Here is a 15,708-nt window from a genome sequence, read left to right on the forward strand (position 1 = left end):
GGTTGTCTTGTATTCCATTCTTTCCAATTTCCAGCTTATAACCACAATGGACAAAGATAAAGAGATGCCATTTACCCTTGATCAGGTTGTACCGTGGGGAAGATCGTTTGATGAATACGTGAGGATGTTTCGCTTGTCCGCAGAAGACCTGCAGCGAAGTATTCTCGGCTGCGCGGATGGGCCGTCGGGCTTCAATAGCGAAATGAAGAGAGAAGGCCACAGGGTTATCTCCTGCGATCCTCTCTACCAGTTTACGGCCAAAGAGATAGAAAGCCGCATCAGTGAAACCTGCCATCAGGTCCTGGAGCAAACATCCCGTAATAAGGATAATTTTGTCTGGGATACCATAAAATCGGTAGAAGAGCTCGGTAAGGTCAGAATGGAGGCCATGAGAAAGTTTCTGGATGACTATGATCAGGGAAAGAGAGAGGGCCGCTATTGTGCTGAAAAACTTCCCTCATTGCCCTTTGCTGCCAGACAGTTTGATTTGGCCTTATGCTCTCACTTTTTGTTCCTCTACACCGGCCAATTGTCACTGGACTTCCACCGAAGCTCAATTCATGAAATGTGCAGAGTGGCCAGTGAAGTGCGCATTTTCCCGCTCATTGATCTTGAAGTGACCAGGTCCCCCTATGTGGAGGTAATTATACCTGAGCTTGAGCATCGCGGATTTACCGTCAGGATAGAAAAGGTGCCTTACGAGTTTCAACGCGGAGGGAATGAAATGATGAGGATTTCGAGATGAATCTTTATATGGCCCTCCATGTAATGCGCGGTATACTGAGAGCTATCTCAACAGCGGCAGAGAAAGCTGCTTGTCGGTAATGGCCTCGATGAAATACCCCTCTCCCATCTGGATAGGGAAATCCTCTCCTCCCGGATGATTTCCAATCCAGTAGGTAAACTCGCATGCTCCTTTTGCCGGGTTATAGTGGTACAGACTTCCGGCAGTATTTGGACCGAGGTCCAGCAGAAGATCATGAGAGGAATACCGGTCTCCCATCACCACGGGTATTCCGACCAGATTGGTTCCCTGCTTTAAATTGAGCGTGCAGGAGGTAAGATTGGCACGTTGAATCTTCAGGTTAACGGTGACCGGTTGTTTGGCATAGACGGTATATCCTTCCTGGCTGCTGATGGGGAAATCAGAACCCCTCTTTTTCCCGTCCTGGGTATATCCGGCACTGATGTACTTTCCCTGGATCGTGTCGTACCGGCTGATGCTCTCAACCTTATTAGCGTCTCCCAGGAGAGAGAGCAAATCAAAAGCAGAGTCAATAGAACCCTCCGGTCCCGCCGGGTAACTGATCAGGTTTAAGCCCCTGGTTAACCTTAACTGAAGGGGGTATTGGACTTTTACCTTGATATGCACGCTAGTAACTAAGTCAAGATCACTAACCGTAATCTTCAAGGTATACTCACCGAGGTCAGCCAGACTGGTAAGATGGTGATACTCTTTGGGTATACCTGCTGATCCGCCCTCCGGGTCTTCCGGGGGGATTTGAGGCCAGTCCTTCGCCCCCCCCTGGATCGTATAAAAGAGATAGGGATTTTCAGCATCTTGGGCTACTACGGAAAAGCGCAGCTCTTTACCGGCATTCACCGTTATCTCCTGGCCATCCTGGGGTGAGGTAATAACCGGCCGGGTATTTTGCGGACGGGGACGGTCCTCCTCCCTTGTCAGTTCAATGAGATAATTTTCCATGGTTGCATAGAACTGGAGAGTGACGGTTTTCGGTTGATATTTACTCTTCGTAACTTCGAGCGTATAAGTCCCCAGGGGAAGAGGTACGTGAAAATTTCCTTCGGGCCCGCTCTCGATAGTATTGGCGATGGGGAGTATGACGGTTGAGGGCGCAGGAGAGATTTTGATTTCCGCACCTTTAAGAGGACTGTGATTCAGAATATCAACAACCTTGCCGGAAAATTGAGGCAGATTCAAGGCAAAGTTAAGCTGTTTGCTTCCTTCGGAAGGAACTCGCACCGGAGTGGCCGTATGGTTGGTATTACTCCCGCTGGACAGGGGCAGACGGGCTGTTATCGTGTAGTCTTTGTAGTCTCTGCGGTCTCCAGCCGTGCGAATGACCGGGAGAAAGAGCTGGTACGTGCCATCAGGATCGGTCGTTGTTGTTGCCTGGAGGTAAGGAGAATCAAGAGAGGTAGCTAAAACCTCTACCCGACCCAGAGGGATGCCGGTGATTTCATCACGGACAGTGCCGGGAATCATGATAAAGTCGCACTGGGTAGGACCGACAACGTAAAATGTTTCATAGAAGGTGTATCTATGCCCATAAGAGATGGTTAGTGAAGATTCCTCACCAAGAAAGGATGGACTCAGCCCATAATCTCCATCAGGAAGCCTACTTATTAATTGGGCTACTCTCTGGCCTGAATAAGCAATATCAATAACGGCAGATTCCAGGCCTCTTCCTTCTTGATCCTTAACAACTCCAAAAATAACTGCTGGCCAGACAATCATGGCTATAGAAGGACGGGCACTATTTAGGATGGTAGGGTAGAATCCACCAGAGGTAGCACCTCCATAAGACCCTCCATAAAATCCTCCATACCCTGAATACAGGTCGAGGCTGCTTGGTTGGAGGGAAAGAAGGCCATTGGGGTTGAAGGAATCTGGCAATCTTAGTGGCCAGGCGGCATTATTTCCCGTCGAGGAAGGCATAGTGGGAAGGTAACTTCCCCCTGGCAGAGTAAGTGAATTCCCAAAGAGGGGATATGTATACCCGCCACCAGGCATAGAGTTTATCCCGAGCATCCCTCCTAAGATTGGGCCCGAAGGGGAGTTACCATATTGATAGCCCCCCATCTGTAAAGAGGAGAGAAGGGAGTTTGACAAGCCTAATGGATTAAAGGGTGACGTCATAAGGGTAGAAGCAAGTCCACCTAAAGGATATATTCCTCTTCCCTGGCTTGAGAGAAACGGTAACGGTAAACTGGGTTGAAGAGGAAAGGAGATATTGTTGAGTGCACCACTGGCACCGGGAAGAATGCCTCCCCCCAGACCGAAAAAGTTCATCAAAAGACTCGCATCTCCTCCAGGAGTGCTCCCGATAGGACTCATCGGAGCTGTCCCGACTATCCCTCCTCCCACAGGGGTCACTCCAAGCATAGACTGAGACTGCGATAGTATGGCCGCTGACATCAATGTATTGCCGCCAAGGGATGAAGGTGAGATGAAGGGACTGAGCATAGTATTAAGCCCCATAGCCAGAGAAAGATCCGAACCGAACAGCATGGAGGGGTCCAGACCAAGTAATGATGGAAATTCTCCTCCTATTCCACCTGCCATCGCCTGAGCAGATGACATCTTGGTCATAGCAGCGGCAAAAGAAGCGAAGGAAGCATCTGCTCCCCCTGGATCCTTAATCGCCTGGGCGCATACATATCTTTGCGAACCACCCAAGATAGTCAACAAGATAACTGTATATACCCATCCCCTCAGAACCGCTGCCTTCATTGTCTCTTACCTTCCTAACCACCAACTAAGAGCTGCAACTTGCTTTTGAATAAAATGCAGACCAAGCCACAAGCCTAAATTCCGATTTGCAACATCAGTGCCTGTTATTGCAGGCATATGAAAGGAATTCTCTCCTATTAATCCCTTGTAAAATGAGAGTAAATATTGCTCATTATCTTTATTTGGCCCTATCAGGCCATGAATTAACCTGAAATAAAATTCATATATGCATTTGTTTTCATGTATAGAAAATTTCCCCGAGAATTCCCGCTAGTAATAAAAAATGAGAGAGGATAAGAACAAATGCCGGAGAATTTTCACCTCATTTGCCCCCACCAGGCCCGTTTCGGTCGCATTAACCGCTGGCCCGGTTCGGTATTGATAAGCAAAATCCAAAGCCAGGTGTTTGTCAGCGATTCCAATGCCAAAGCTCGCGCCGTAATAGTCATGAGGAGCATTTACCGATGGTTCAGGGTCATAAAATCCCCCAAACCGGAGAGGAAGAACGATTCCCATTTTATCGTCCAAGATAAATGCCCGTTCCACTCCCAGACGAATAGAATAGGCAGGGTCCTTCTTTGGCACAACATCTCCTTTGGAAAAAGGACCAATCTCTCTCCCTTTCTCGACAATAGTGTAGTCCTGCCACCTTGTTCGGGTCACATCTCCGGCAAATGTCCAGGAGTCTCCCAGCCTATATGAAAGCCCTACTCCGTAGGCGGCGGGATAATTAATCTGAAATGTCCTCTCCTTATCTGGCAGATTGAGACCACTCGTGAAACGATAATGACTCTTACATATCACGCTGGCCTGGAATGGTGTTTTGTATACTCCCCCTAATTGAAATTGCTGGGAAATTTGCCACAGGAATCCCAGGGTCCAGTTTTCTCCTGTAAAATTTTCATAGCTCATGCTGACTTCAGATATATCCACCAAGGATGAATTCGATGATGTGAATACACTACGACATTTGCTCTCCCACTGACTCTTGCCAGTCTTACTGTCAGACCAGATATTTTTGGTAAAACCGGCATAAAAACCGGGAATAAATTCTATCGACATGGCTGGAGAAAGAGCGTAAAGAGAGCCTTCCTGATGAAAATCTATTTTTTGGGTAACCACCTTGTTTTTGTGCTCATAAGGATTAGAAATTTCAAATTGGACACTACGATTAAAGTCAAATAGTCTCTGATAATTAATAGAAAAAAATATGTTTCTTTGCCAGATATTTCTGGCATAAGTGAAGCTGAGATAGTTGAGATCGGAAGACGAACTCTGAGACCCTCCTTCATCTTCCAGAGGATTACCCCAGTCTTCTCGGCGTAAAAAATAATTTCCCACTACACACATCTCTGGTTTTTCTATTTGTCCAAGCCCTCCGGGGTTCCAGGATGCCGCAGTGGCATCGTCAGCTACGGCAATAAAGGCACCTCCCATGCCCTGGGCTCTGGCTCCTGAGCCTACTGGAACTGTAGGTGAGGTAGGGATCAGGTCATAATTAAAAGGACTGACACCGGCAGGAAATAACAACAAAGCCCCCAGGAGCAGGCAGGTCATCAGCCACCAGGAAATAACCGTTCTCTTCATCGCTCTCGTCTCCATCTTCCCTTCTCTCACTTGGTAATGACTCGATCTTTAACCCGGACAGTTTTCTGCTGATCCTTCACGATAATATCCGCTTGTGAAGTTTGCTCAAAGACCTTCATGATCTTGGCCTCTCCCAGAACATCGGGCAGACTTTCCAACACCTTTTGGGTGACCGGATCCTTCAATGTCCTGCCGTCGCGAAAAACGATAAATTTCGTGAATTCCTTGATATTTTTCGCTTTGCCGAGATTAACGAAAATGCTCCGCCCATCTTTTTCCACGATCACACCTTCCACCAGCGGGAAGCTGTGCTTGAACTTCAGAGCCAGCCCCTCAAGAAGTGTCTTGAGGTTTTCAAGACCAGCCGGGCCGTAGACATCCTGGGAGTCCAGGATCGCGGATGTTTCGATATCAATAAGGCGGGCCACGATCTCGATGAACCCCTTGTTCTCGTAAATATGGCCGGCCAGAACCGTTTCAGCGGATACCAGCTTTCCCAGTTCCAGGGGGGAAACCTCACGATTGCCTCCATCTGCATGCTGCAATTGACGCACAACCCGGTCAATCCGCTGGCGGTCTACCATGGAGAAGCGGCCTTGAGTCACGAAGGCATTGACCAGAAGCTCATTCATAAAATCCTGGTGATCATTGCGGTCTTCTTTCCCTCGCTGAGTAAAGGGAATAATGGCCATGCTCATCCGCGAGGCAATCTGATGGACCGGATTGACTTTGCGCACGATAGTCACAGACTTTGTCTTTTCATTACCGGCCAGGTCTATGGCTTTAATGGCTATGGTGGTTTTTCCGATCGGCAATTTTAAAATATAGTTAAAATAAATCCTCTTTCTTCCATCTCCTGACAGAATGGATTCATCATTGACCAGAAGGTCCCGAATACCTCCTGCATCCTGAACCTCACCACAGATAAAGAGGGTCTCCCAGTCTACAGTCAGATCTCCCTTCGGAGCATCAAGTCGGACAGCAGGTGGCTGGGTATCACGGGTTCCCGGCATGTCAGGGCCGCTGAGCCCTGCCAGTTGCAGCGAAGCAATCTGCATCGGATGTTCAGAAGAAGAAATATCGTGCTGATCCCCCTCTATTCCGATCCGTCCCTCCACCCGGTTGCCCAGACGATCTTCAGCCACGAAGGGGAGAGATGTCGCGGATTCATCCAGAGGAGAGCGAAAGAGGAACCTGCCCTCGTCACCTCGGAGTGAAACTTCCTGGTGATCGATCTGAAAAGTTTTGACACCACATAAATCCTGGATATATCCTTCAATCTGGATTTCTTTTGCTGTACGGCTACCCTCCTGGAGAATTTGCAGGTCATCGAGGTAAAGAAGAGGGGCCTGCCGGTCAGCGGTCAGATGCAGGCTGGCCACAGTTTCCTTTCCGACCAGGTCCGTGGCCACAATTTTAACCTCGTTGACTCCTGCTTTGAGGTCAATGGTTGCTGAAAAGGGCATGTCCTGCCGGGAAAGCTCACACGGGTAAGGCACGCCATTGACCATGATTTTCCCGATAAAACAGTCATCCCATGCTCTGCCCTCAATGACCGCCTCAAAATCGTTAACCAGTTGCCGATCCTGATGGGAGGTAATAAATATCCGGGGAGAGGCGGTATCCTGTCGGGTTTGTCGTAATAAAGCCTCCCGGGAGCGATTCAGGTAATATTTTGCTTTGGCGGAAGGATAACATTCCAGAGAGTAGGAAAGCTCCTGGATAGCCGATTGATAATCGGCCATTGCATAGTAGGCAATTCCAATTTCCCGGTGAGGAAAGTAATCATCGAGAATATGGAGACCATAGGTGCGCACCCGGCGCTGGTCCCGATCCTTGAGCCGGATGGACTGCCGGAAGTCATCTATGGCCGGGGTCCAGAATTCTCCTTCGGAGTAGGAGAGCCCCCGCTCATAGAAATTCCAGAAATTGCCGCCCCAAATACCTTCAATCCAGCCATATTCTTTTCCTCCCTTGGAAAAAACCGGGCCGGGCTTGACCGCACATCCAGGCTGAAGGGCTAACAAAATAAGAGCCATTGTCCCGAGTATCATTTTAAACAACGGTGTAAACCTACCTTGCCTATTCATTGTTCTGTATTTTTGATCTTGAGGTGTTAAGGAATGACTTTCATACCGGCTGCCAGGTCTTCGGATCTACCCAGGACTTTTGCGTAGCTGTAGTCTGCTTTTACCTCGGAAACCTCAAGTTCCCCAACTTTAACACTTTCTTCACCAATGATTTCTCCGTTTTGATAGATATGTTGATCTTTAATGATTTTTAGTTTTATTCCCGATTTCAGCCCGTGCCTGGCCCCGATATTTACTATGACGCGATCGTAATTAATCACCGTTTTGATTCTCCCTTGCAAGGGGAAATGCTTATCAAGGGCTTGCGAAATTTGTTGGGCCAGGCGATCGGCTATCGCATCGGCGGATGTTCCACTTTCCCACTCTTCAGAGAAGGCAGCCTTCACGATCGAACTTTCATTTTCAATAAGGCGTATGATAACCTGCAATTTTGAGCCGGTTCGGTAGAGAGAGCAGGTGCTCAGCAAATTGCCTGACAACAGCTCTCCAAGACGAAGTGCACATTCCTGATTTGCCAGAGGGGAAGAAGATACAGCCAACTCCTGCAGGATGACATCCAATTTTTCACGCTCTAAAACTGTAATGCGCTGGTTCCCCTGCAGATGCAGCATAATCTTGGTGAGGAGAATCTCTGTTTCAGCCTCTTCTCCTCCGCGAGCAGCATGGAAAAAGATCGTCAGGGGCCGAGAGCTCCAGGTATCTACCGGACCCTTTTTCCCCTGTGCCCATTGATATTTTTTGAGCAATCCCTGAAAAAATTCAGCTAAGGAGTTATCGTCCGTCAATCTATCGGCATCAGGAAACTGGTTGGCAGCTTTAACCGTAGTCCAACTGCCTGGTAAAAGATTAACCGATGTTGGCGAAAGACGGCTTTGCCTGCCATGAAAAACCGAAAACAGAGTACCGGCCACAGCCAGCGTTCCTAAAGTGGCTGCGGTGTACCAAAAGCGAGATCTGGCAGGTTTTGCTCCCCTGGCCGACTTTCCTTCACCGCTCTCCTGGCACTCTTTTTCCGCTTGCCAGCTTCGCTCCATAAGCTCTGAGGGAGGCCGCGTTTTCCAGAGCAGGCCGCCCCGGCTTTTTTCCTGGATCAACCATTCCGTTGCCGGATTCCATTGGGGAACGACCGGAGGACTGCCAGGAAGCGGAGAGGAAAGCGTAGCCGACTGAGGCACAAACCGGAAATCCCGCTCTGCTGCCTCGTCTCTCATCAGCGGTTCAAAGTATCTGGCCGTAGGATCTCCATACAGCAGATAGCTTGCCCAGAGAATATTCTCCTGGCCATAGCGATCCTTGAGAGCCATACGGGCCGATCTCATTGCCTGACCGATGCTTTGCCCGGTAAAAAGCTTGTAGTAAAATTCAATGGCAAAACTTGTGCTTGGCGTATCCAGCACCTTCCAGAAGGTGCCGACATAGTGCTGTACTCCGGCCAGAAGAAAGGCGTTGGCTAAACCATAGATTTTTTCGCCCTCCGAGGTACCTTTTTGCCATTCTTCGGTGGTACCGGACTGACAGGCATTCGAGAACACCAGGGCAGGCATGGGGTTGACACCGGAAAGTTTATGGATGTCCAGAGCGGTAAATTTCCCGTCTTCGAGGATCCATCCACTGGCCGAAGGATCATCCAGATCATAATCCGCATGGCCCGCGTAGTGAATAAGATCAAATTGAAGCATCTTTTTTTTCAGATAATCGATGCTCACTTCAGAGCTTACCAGGGTAATATTGACCGCCTTCTGCCGGAGGCTCTCACGGATACGGTTCCCTTCCTCGTAGGCCGACGGTAAATCTCCCCTGGGATCGGTAATGATGAGCATGTTCAGGGGAGGGTGAAAATCTTTCTTGACTCCAGGGGAAATAGCCTGCTGGGTCTTGACGATGCGGCCGATATTAAACCGCTCACAGAAGAACTCCCGTCCCGTGTAAATCAATTCCCAGGGAACCTGGACCAGGCGGTTATCAATTTTCAGGATAATGTCTTCAACCGAGGTATTGGTAAGTTCCTTTTTGATACTGAGCGGAAAGATTTCATTATAGAGAACCTGCCCCATCTGCTGAAGCTCATGGAGGATCTTTCCTGGAATCTTTCCGTGACGGGAGACGGCATTCAAAAGATGGAGAAGCTCGTTGCATCTGCGCTGCAGATCGAGGCTTGAGACTCGACTTTCTTCATAGTGGGTCAAAGTCTGCTCGCCTTCACTGAGACTGATCTCCAGGTTATCGGCTTTTCGGGATATTTCTAAATAGAGTGCCTCTTTCATGGCTTGCTTCCCATACTGCCCAGAGCGATGATTTTCCTCTCTGTCGTCAATTCCGTGCTCACGATGCCTTGCGCAGATCCAGCCGGACCTCGCCCAATTCCCTATCTTCAAAGAGGATCTTAATGAGGTATTTTCTGAGTTTCAGGTAGAAAATCGCTTCACTGTCCTCAATGGAGCTCAGCTCCCTTCCTCCTGAAAAGAGGGCCAGACGGGCACCGGTCAGGGGTGTTTGGTTGATAGGATCCGAAGCATTGAGAATGACCTTATATGAGTCATTAATGCACTCGATCTGGATATCCATCTTCAGATCCTTGAATTCCTTGGAGATCGTAATGAAATCGGACAATTGGTCTTGCTTGATCTTATCCTCTTGTCCGCGGGCAGGCTGCAAGACAGGTTCTGGAGTCAGCAATTCTCCAGTGTTCTTAATAATCCTGATTGCTTTTTGGGTAATACTCAAAACTATTTCCAGAACTCGATTGGAACTGCCAAAGATAGCCTGTTTGGCTTTGACCATGAGCCTCTGAGGCACATCGACTAATTCGCCAGCCATCAGCTGGTTTAAAATAATCAGTCTATCAGAGCAATAACGGCAACTCACAAGATGCTTGCCAATCTCTGTTCCTTCAGATTTGGGTAAGGTCCCCTGGTAATATGCTTCTAACCTCTCTTCAGTCAAGCAATCAGGAGTACAGCGGGGTACGGTCCCCCTTTTTCGGGGTGAGATACTGTGCAGTACCTCAGTCAACTTCTCAACGTCTCTTTCCATGGTTTAACTCCTTGTCAGGTGGACTCTTTTTAAGGTTAACATCACCCAGATAGACGAATAATCTAAAAATCCCTTATGAACGTTTCCAAATCACGGTATAAATTTTTTTCCTTGGCAATCTGAACAAGCTTATTAACCAGCCGGAACTTCAATTGGTGAATGGCATTCAACTTCAGGTTCATAATCCTTCCCACCTCGTCGGAACTGAGCTCCTCTTCGAAAATCAGCTTGAAGAAAAGCTGGTGCCGGGGGTTGAGCTCTTTTTTTAATTCCCCGATAATATTTTGCAATTGCTTCAATTCAAGATTATCATAGCCTGACTCCAGAGAGGGGCTTTCCGGGACATCCTCAATATCCAGAAAGAATCGTTTCTCTCGAAGAAAATCCACCGTGTTGTGAAAACAGATTTCCCGCAGGTAGGCGGTAAACGATTTTTCCGTTGTTCCCCGGAAATTTTGCAGCCTGCGGCAGTCATTCTCCAGCAGTGCGGCAAAAATCCGGTTGTAGATTTCCTCTAACTCATCCGATTGAAACTGAAAGTTATATCTTTTTAAAGTTTTAATAATATAATTGTATATCAGTTTGCTGTACTTGGCAATGAATTCATCCCAGGCACGCTCATCCCGGCTGATACAGGCTTCCAGAAAACCTGTAATCTCTCCATCTTGTAGTATGGTATTCATATTTTTTCACTACTCCTTCTTACATCTTCATTCTGCCCGGAAGCATTAAGTCATCCGATCGAATTTCAAGACACCTAACATACTATAATGAAAAGTCATCTGCCATGTCAACTTCATTATTTACAAACCCTTGATTGGCTATAACTCCTCAGTCTGGAAACGCCTTTCCCTTGACAATATTTTCACCTATTATATAATATTTTCTGGTCTGGTACTTTTTCAATAAGCTTACATTTTCAATTAAATCCTTTCCATTAACAGTGAGGTGTGCGATCATGATCTTCAGACGTTGTGCAGTCATTGTCGGGGCATCTTTCCTTTTTTCCCTGGGAATCCTTATCAATTCGAGTCAGGCACAAAATAAACCGGAAAAGGACAAATCTCATGATGCTCAGCCCGCTGCCGTAGCGGTAGAGGCCAAGACACAGGAAACCAAAAAGACGAAAAACCCTGTCGTGGTCGTAGAGACCTCTCTGGGGAAGATAAAAATTGAACTTTTTGAAAAAGAAGCCCCTTTGACCGTAAAAAATTTCCTCAGTTATGTACAGGAAAAATTTTACGACGGAACGATATTTCACCGGGTGGTGCCAAACTTCGTTATTCAGGGGGGCGGATTTACTGCCGACATGATTCAAAAGCCGACAAAGCCACCCATCAAAAACGAAGCCGGCAACAAAATCAGCAATACGGCCGGAACGGTAGCCATGGCCAGAACTCCTGTGGTTGATAGTGCCACATCACAATTTTTCATCAACTTAAAAGACAACAAGTTCCTCGATCATCAGAATGAATCGGAGCAGGGATATGGATACTGTGTGTTCGGAAGGGTGACCGAAGGGATGGATGTGGTTGCCAAAATCGGAAATGTTCCGACAACCAAAGAATTCCATAGCGATGTACCTGCTGTGCCGGTAGTTATCAAATCCATTCGATCTCTTCCCTGACCAAGAGGGAGGAGCCTGTGGAGGAGAGAGAATACTGGATCGCGCTCAATGCGGTTTCCGGCATGGGAGCCGGACAAAAATTACGGTTAATCAATGAGCTTGGCTCAGCACAGGAAATCTTCCGATTAAAAAGCAGGGCGGCATCCTGGCCGGAATGCCGTCCGCTGTTCCTGCAAAACCTGCAATTCGCCGACCCTGAGGCCATTATACGGCAGGAAGAAAAAAAAGCTCATCTGGCCAAAGCTATAATCATTACCCTCCTGGATTCCGAATTTCCTCACCTGTTGAAAGAGATTTACGACCCTCCCCTGGCCTTGTATGTCAAAGGCAGCCTTCCTGACGACATGAGCAGGAGTATAGCGATTGTCGGCTCCCGAAGGGCAACCTATTATGGACAAATGGTCACTGAGCGAATATCACAGGAACTGGTGGCCAGTGGATTTTTGATTGTCAGCGGCATGGCCAGGGGCATTGATACGATTGCCCATCGCAGCGCTCTGACAGGAGGAGGAAAAACCATAGCTGTTCTGGGAAGCGGTATCGATGTAGCCTACCCGCCGGAGAATAAAAACCTTATGGAGCGCATTATTGCCAATGGGGCGGTAATTTCGGAGTTTCCCTTTGGTACCGAGCCCCATAAGATGAACTTTCCGATCCGAAACCGCATTATCAGCGGAATTCCTCGAGGGGTACTCATCGTCGAGGCCAGAGAGAAGAGCGGAGCACTGATTACCGCCAACTGTGCTCTCGAGCAGGGGAGGGAGGTTTTTGCCATTCCCGGCAACATTTATTCTCCCAGCAGCAGGGGAACCAATCAGCTTATCAAGCAGGGAGCGCGACTGGTCGAGGGAATAGAGGATATTCTGGAGGAATTGGGGATTGCTCCCATCAACCGGCAGGCTCAGATGGCTGATTCGTCCCAGACTCCCAAAATGAAACTCGATCAGGAAGAAAGCAAAATTTATGCACTTCTCTCCTATGATCCTGTACCGATTGATGTTATAATTCAAAAGAGCGGGCTTTACCCGCAGGATATCCATACTATTTTATTGACATTGGAAATGAAAGGGATTATAAAACAGCTTCCGGGGAAGCTGTTTATCAGGGTATAAGGAATGGGAGAAGGAAAAATGGCCAATGCTCTTATTATTGTTGAGTCTCCCGCTAAGGTAAAAACTATTACCAAATTTTTAGGGTCAGACTACCTGGTCAAAGCCTCAGTGGGGCATGTAAAAGATCTGCCTTCCAATCGGCTGGGAGTAGATATCACCCATGAATTTACGCCGGAGTATATCACCATCGAGGGCAAAGAGAAGGTTCTGGCAGATATTAAAAAAGCAGCGAAAAAAGTAGGGATCGTCTTCCTGGCTCCTGATCCGGACCGGGAAGGAGAGGCAATCAGTTGGCATATTGCCAATGCACTGAAGGAAGAAAACGGAAGCTTTCAGATTTATCGGGTCCTGTTTAACGAAATCACCAAGAAAGCGGTTCTCCAGGCTTTATCCAGCCCCGGCACGATCAATGAAGACAAGGTCAATGCCCAGCAGGCCAGGCGGATTCTGGACCGGCTGGTAGGATATAAGATCAGCCCCATTCTGTGGCGCAAGGTCCGGTGGGGATTAAGTGCCGGACGGGTGCAGTCGGTGGCAGTGAGGCTGATTTGCGAGCGCGAGCGGGAGATCAAGAATTTCGTCTCCAGGGAATACTGGACAATCACGGCTTACCTTGAAGGGAGCCTTCCTCCGCCCTTTACCGCCAGGTTGTTCAAGATCGGCGATCAGAAAGCCGAAATCGAGACCGAGACCCAGGCCAGCCAGGTGGTTGATGAGGTCAAAGCCCATGATTTTCGGGTGGTTAAAGTTGACCGCAAGAAGAAAAAGAAGCAGCCGGTTGCCCCCTTTACCACGAGTAAGCTGCAGCAGGAAGCTTTTCGCAAGCTCCGGTTTTCAGCCAAAAAAACCATGTCGGTCGCCCAGAAGCTCTATGAAGGGATTGAGCTTGGAGCGGAAGGAAGCACGGGACTGATCACTTATATGCGAACGGATTCAACCCGCATTGCCGATGAATCCATACAAGAGGTACGATCCTATATCCTTTCCCGCTTTGGCAGGGAATACTTACCCTCCCGGCCAAAGATATACAAGAACAAAAATAATGCCCAGGATGCACACGAGGCCATACGCCCTACATCCACGCTCCGGGAGCCGGAAAAAATAAAACCCTTCCTGAAAGCTGAAGAATTCCTCCTGTATCAGCTCATCTGGAACCGGTTTGTGGCCTGTCAGATGGAAGATGCCCTGATGGATATGACCACTATTGATCTTGAGGCCGGGCACTACCTTTTCCGGGCCACCGGATCGATCATCATCTTCAAGGGATTCATGCAGCTCTACCAGGAGGGACGGGACGATGACCCCTCTTCTTCCGCTCAGGAAGATGGTGATGCTTCATCACCGGACAGGCAAAAGGAACTGCCCAACCTGACAGAGGGAGAAACCGCCTCGCTGAACAAGCTGGAGCCCAAACAGCACTTTACTCAGCCCCCGCCCCGGTTCTCCGATGCCACCCTGGTCAAGGAGCTGGAAGAAAAAGGAATCGGACGGCCAAGTACGTATGCCACCATTTTAAGCACCATTGTCAACCGGGAGTATGTGAACAGAGACGGCAAAGGGAAATTCGTGCCTACCGAATTGGGTATGCTGGTCAATGACCTTCTGGTTGACAGTTTTCCGCAAGTCCTGGATGTGGAATTCACCGCCCAGATGGAGAGCAGCCTGGATGAGATCGAAGAAGGAAAGCGGGATTGGGTCAAGGCCCTGCGCTTCTTCTACGATTCATTTACCCAATACGTGCAGAAAGCGGAAAACAGCATGCGGGACGTAAAGCGGGAAGGAATCCTGACTGACAAAACCTGTGAAAAATGTGGGAAGCCAATGGCCATAAAATGGGGCCGCAATGGTGAATTTCTCTCCTGCACGGGCTATCCGCAGTGTAAAAACGCCAAGGAGTTTAGGCGGGGTGAAAATGGTGAGGTCATCATTCAGGAAAATGAACACCAGGATCAGCACTGCGACAAGTGCGGCAGCCCCATGGTCCTGAAACACAGCCGATTTGGCAATTTTCTGGCCTGCTCAGCCTATCCGAAGTGCAAAAATACTGTCTCACTCAGTACCACCGACCAGAAAGAAATCGAGCTGGCCCAGAACGAGAAATGCGAAAAATGCGGCTCGGCCATGCAAATCAAGGTCGGCCCCTATGGCCGGTTTTTATCCTGTGTCGAATACCCGAAATGCAAATTCATCAAACCGATCAGCATCGGCGTCTCCTGCCCCGAATCGGGGTGCGACGGGTACCTGACCGAGAAAAAAACCAAGCGGGGAAAGGTCTTTTATAGCTGCAGCAATTACCCCAAATGCAACTTCTCGACCTGGCATAAACCCATACCGGAAAAATGCCCTAAATGCGGATATTCGTTTCTGGTTCAGAATCGGAATAAATTGACCTGCGGAAATAAAGAGTGCGATTATGCGGAGGAGAAGTGAGATGGGATTCCATCAGATGTTTCCCATCTGGGGGAGAGCAGCCTTATGCTCTCCTCCCCCTTGATGGGGGAGGCTGGTAGCCGCATTTCAGCCTGAGTGTGGGGGAACCATACGAAACGGAATACATTTTGCATAGCATTTGCTAGGTAGTAGCTAAAATTTTGATAGCCGCATTATCGAAGGGATGATGTAAAATCTTTCGTAATGCAGATAACCAGTGAATGCCGATTTTCCAGTACTTTTTGAGTTTTTCTCCTATCATAGTAAAGAATTGGTAGGGGTGTGATAATGGTTTCACAGAGGCTGTTTCATCTTCATTAATTGGACCCTGAGAATCGGTATCTGAGTTATGGT

General features: G+C 48.4%; 11 protein-coding genes. 4 read left to right on the forward strand and 7 right to left on the reverse strand.

Annotated features, from left to right (window positions below):
- Positions 1-46 precede the first annotated feature (46 nt).
- Positions 47-745: an SAM-dependent methyltransferase gene (locus tag AB1611_02115; protein MEW6378383.1), complete on the forward strand. Its 699-nt coding sequence runs from the start codon at positions 47-49 to the stop codon at positions 743-745.
- Positions 746-787: 42 nt separating this feature from the next.
- Here AB1611_02115 and AB1611_02120 read toward each other — a convergent pair whose 3' ends face one another.
- The 6 genes from AB1611_02120 to AB1611_02145 all read right to left on the reverse strand — a co-directional run bounded on the left by AB1611_02120 (position 788) and on the right by AB1611_02145 (position 10,868).
- Positions 788-2,479: a carboxypeptidase-like regulatory domain-containing protein gene (locus AB1611_02120; GenBank protein ID MEW6378384.1), complete on the reverse strand. Its 1,692-nt coding sequence runs from the start codon at positions 2,477-2,479 to the stop codon at positions 788-790.
- 1,266 nt (positions 2,480-3,745) lie between these two features.
- Positions 3,746-5,062 (reverse strand): hypothetical protein, encoded by a 1,317-nt coding sequence (locus AB1611_02125; protein MEW6378385.1) that lies wholly within the window; start codon positions 5,060-5,062, stop codon positions 3,746-3,748.
- 26 nt (positions 5,063-5,088) lie between these two features.
- Positions 5,089-7,116, reverse strand: coding sequence for a hypothetical protein (locus AB1611_02130; protein MEW6378386.1), 2,028 nt, complete (start codon positions 7,114-7,116; stop codon positions 5,089-5,091).
- Between the two features lie 62 nt (positions 7,117-7,178).
- A complete protein-coding gene (locus tag AB1611_02135; GenBank protein ID MEW6378387.1) occupies positions 7,179-9,416 on the reverse strand; it encodes a CHAT domain-containing protein in 2,238 nt (745 codons plus the stop codon).
- A gap of 58 nt (positions 9,417-9,474) precedes the next feature.
- On the reverse strand, positions 9,475-9,969 hold the full coding sequence (locus tag AB1611_02140; protein ID MEW6378388.1) for a hypothetical protein: 495 nt from the start codon (positions 9,967-9,969) through the stop codon (positions 9,475-9,477).
- Positions 9,970-10,247: 278 nt separating this feature from the next.
- Positions 10,248-10,868 (reverse strand): sigma-70 family RNA polymerase sigma factor, encoded by a 621-nt coding sequence (locus AB1611_02145; protein ID MEW6378389.1) that lies wholly within the window; start codon positions 10,866-10,868, stop codon positions 10,248-10,250.
- Positions 10,869-11,143: 275 nt separating this feature from the next.
- On the opposite strand from AB1611_02145, the gene AB1611_02150 reads away from it, so the two are divergent.
- The 3 genes from AB1611_02150 to topA are packed head-to-tail and all read left to right on the forward strand — an operon-like array spanning position 11,144 to position 15,354.
- The gene (locus tag AB1611_02150; GenBank protein MEW6378390.1) at positions 11,144-11,812 is read left to right on the forward strand and encodes a peptidylprolyl isomerase; all 669 of its coding nucleotides are present in this window, start codon (positions 11,144-11,146) and stop codon (positions 11,810-11,812) included.
- A gap of 17 nt (positions 11,813-11,829) precedes the next feature.
- Positions 11,830-12,924: a DNA-processing protein DprA gene (gene dprA / locus AB1611_02155; protein MEW6378391.1), complete on the forward strand. Its 1,095-nt coding sequence runs from the start codon at positions 11,830-11,832 to the stop codon at positions 12,922-12,924.
- An 18-nt stretch (positions 12,925-12,942) separates the two neighbouring features.
- On the forward strand, positions 12,943-15,354 hold the full coding sequence (topA, locus tag AB1611_02160) for a type I DNA topoisomerase (protein ID MEW6378392.1): 2,412 nt from the start codon (positions 12,943-12,945) through the stop codon (positions 15,352-15,354).
- 142 nt (positions 15,355-15,496) lie between these two features.
- On the opposite strand, the gene AB1611_02165 is transcribed toward topA, so the two are convergent.
- Positions 15,497-15,708 (reverse strand): hypothetical protein (locus tag AB1611_02165; GenBank protein MEW6378393.1); only part of this gene is annotated, 212 nt, incomplete at its 5' end.

This window comes from bacterium, from assembly GCA_040755755.1.
In the GTDB taxonomy this organism is placed as follows: domain Bacteria; phylum SZUA-182; class SZUA-182; order DTGQ01; family DTGQ01; genus DTGQ01.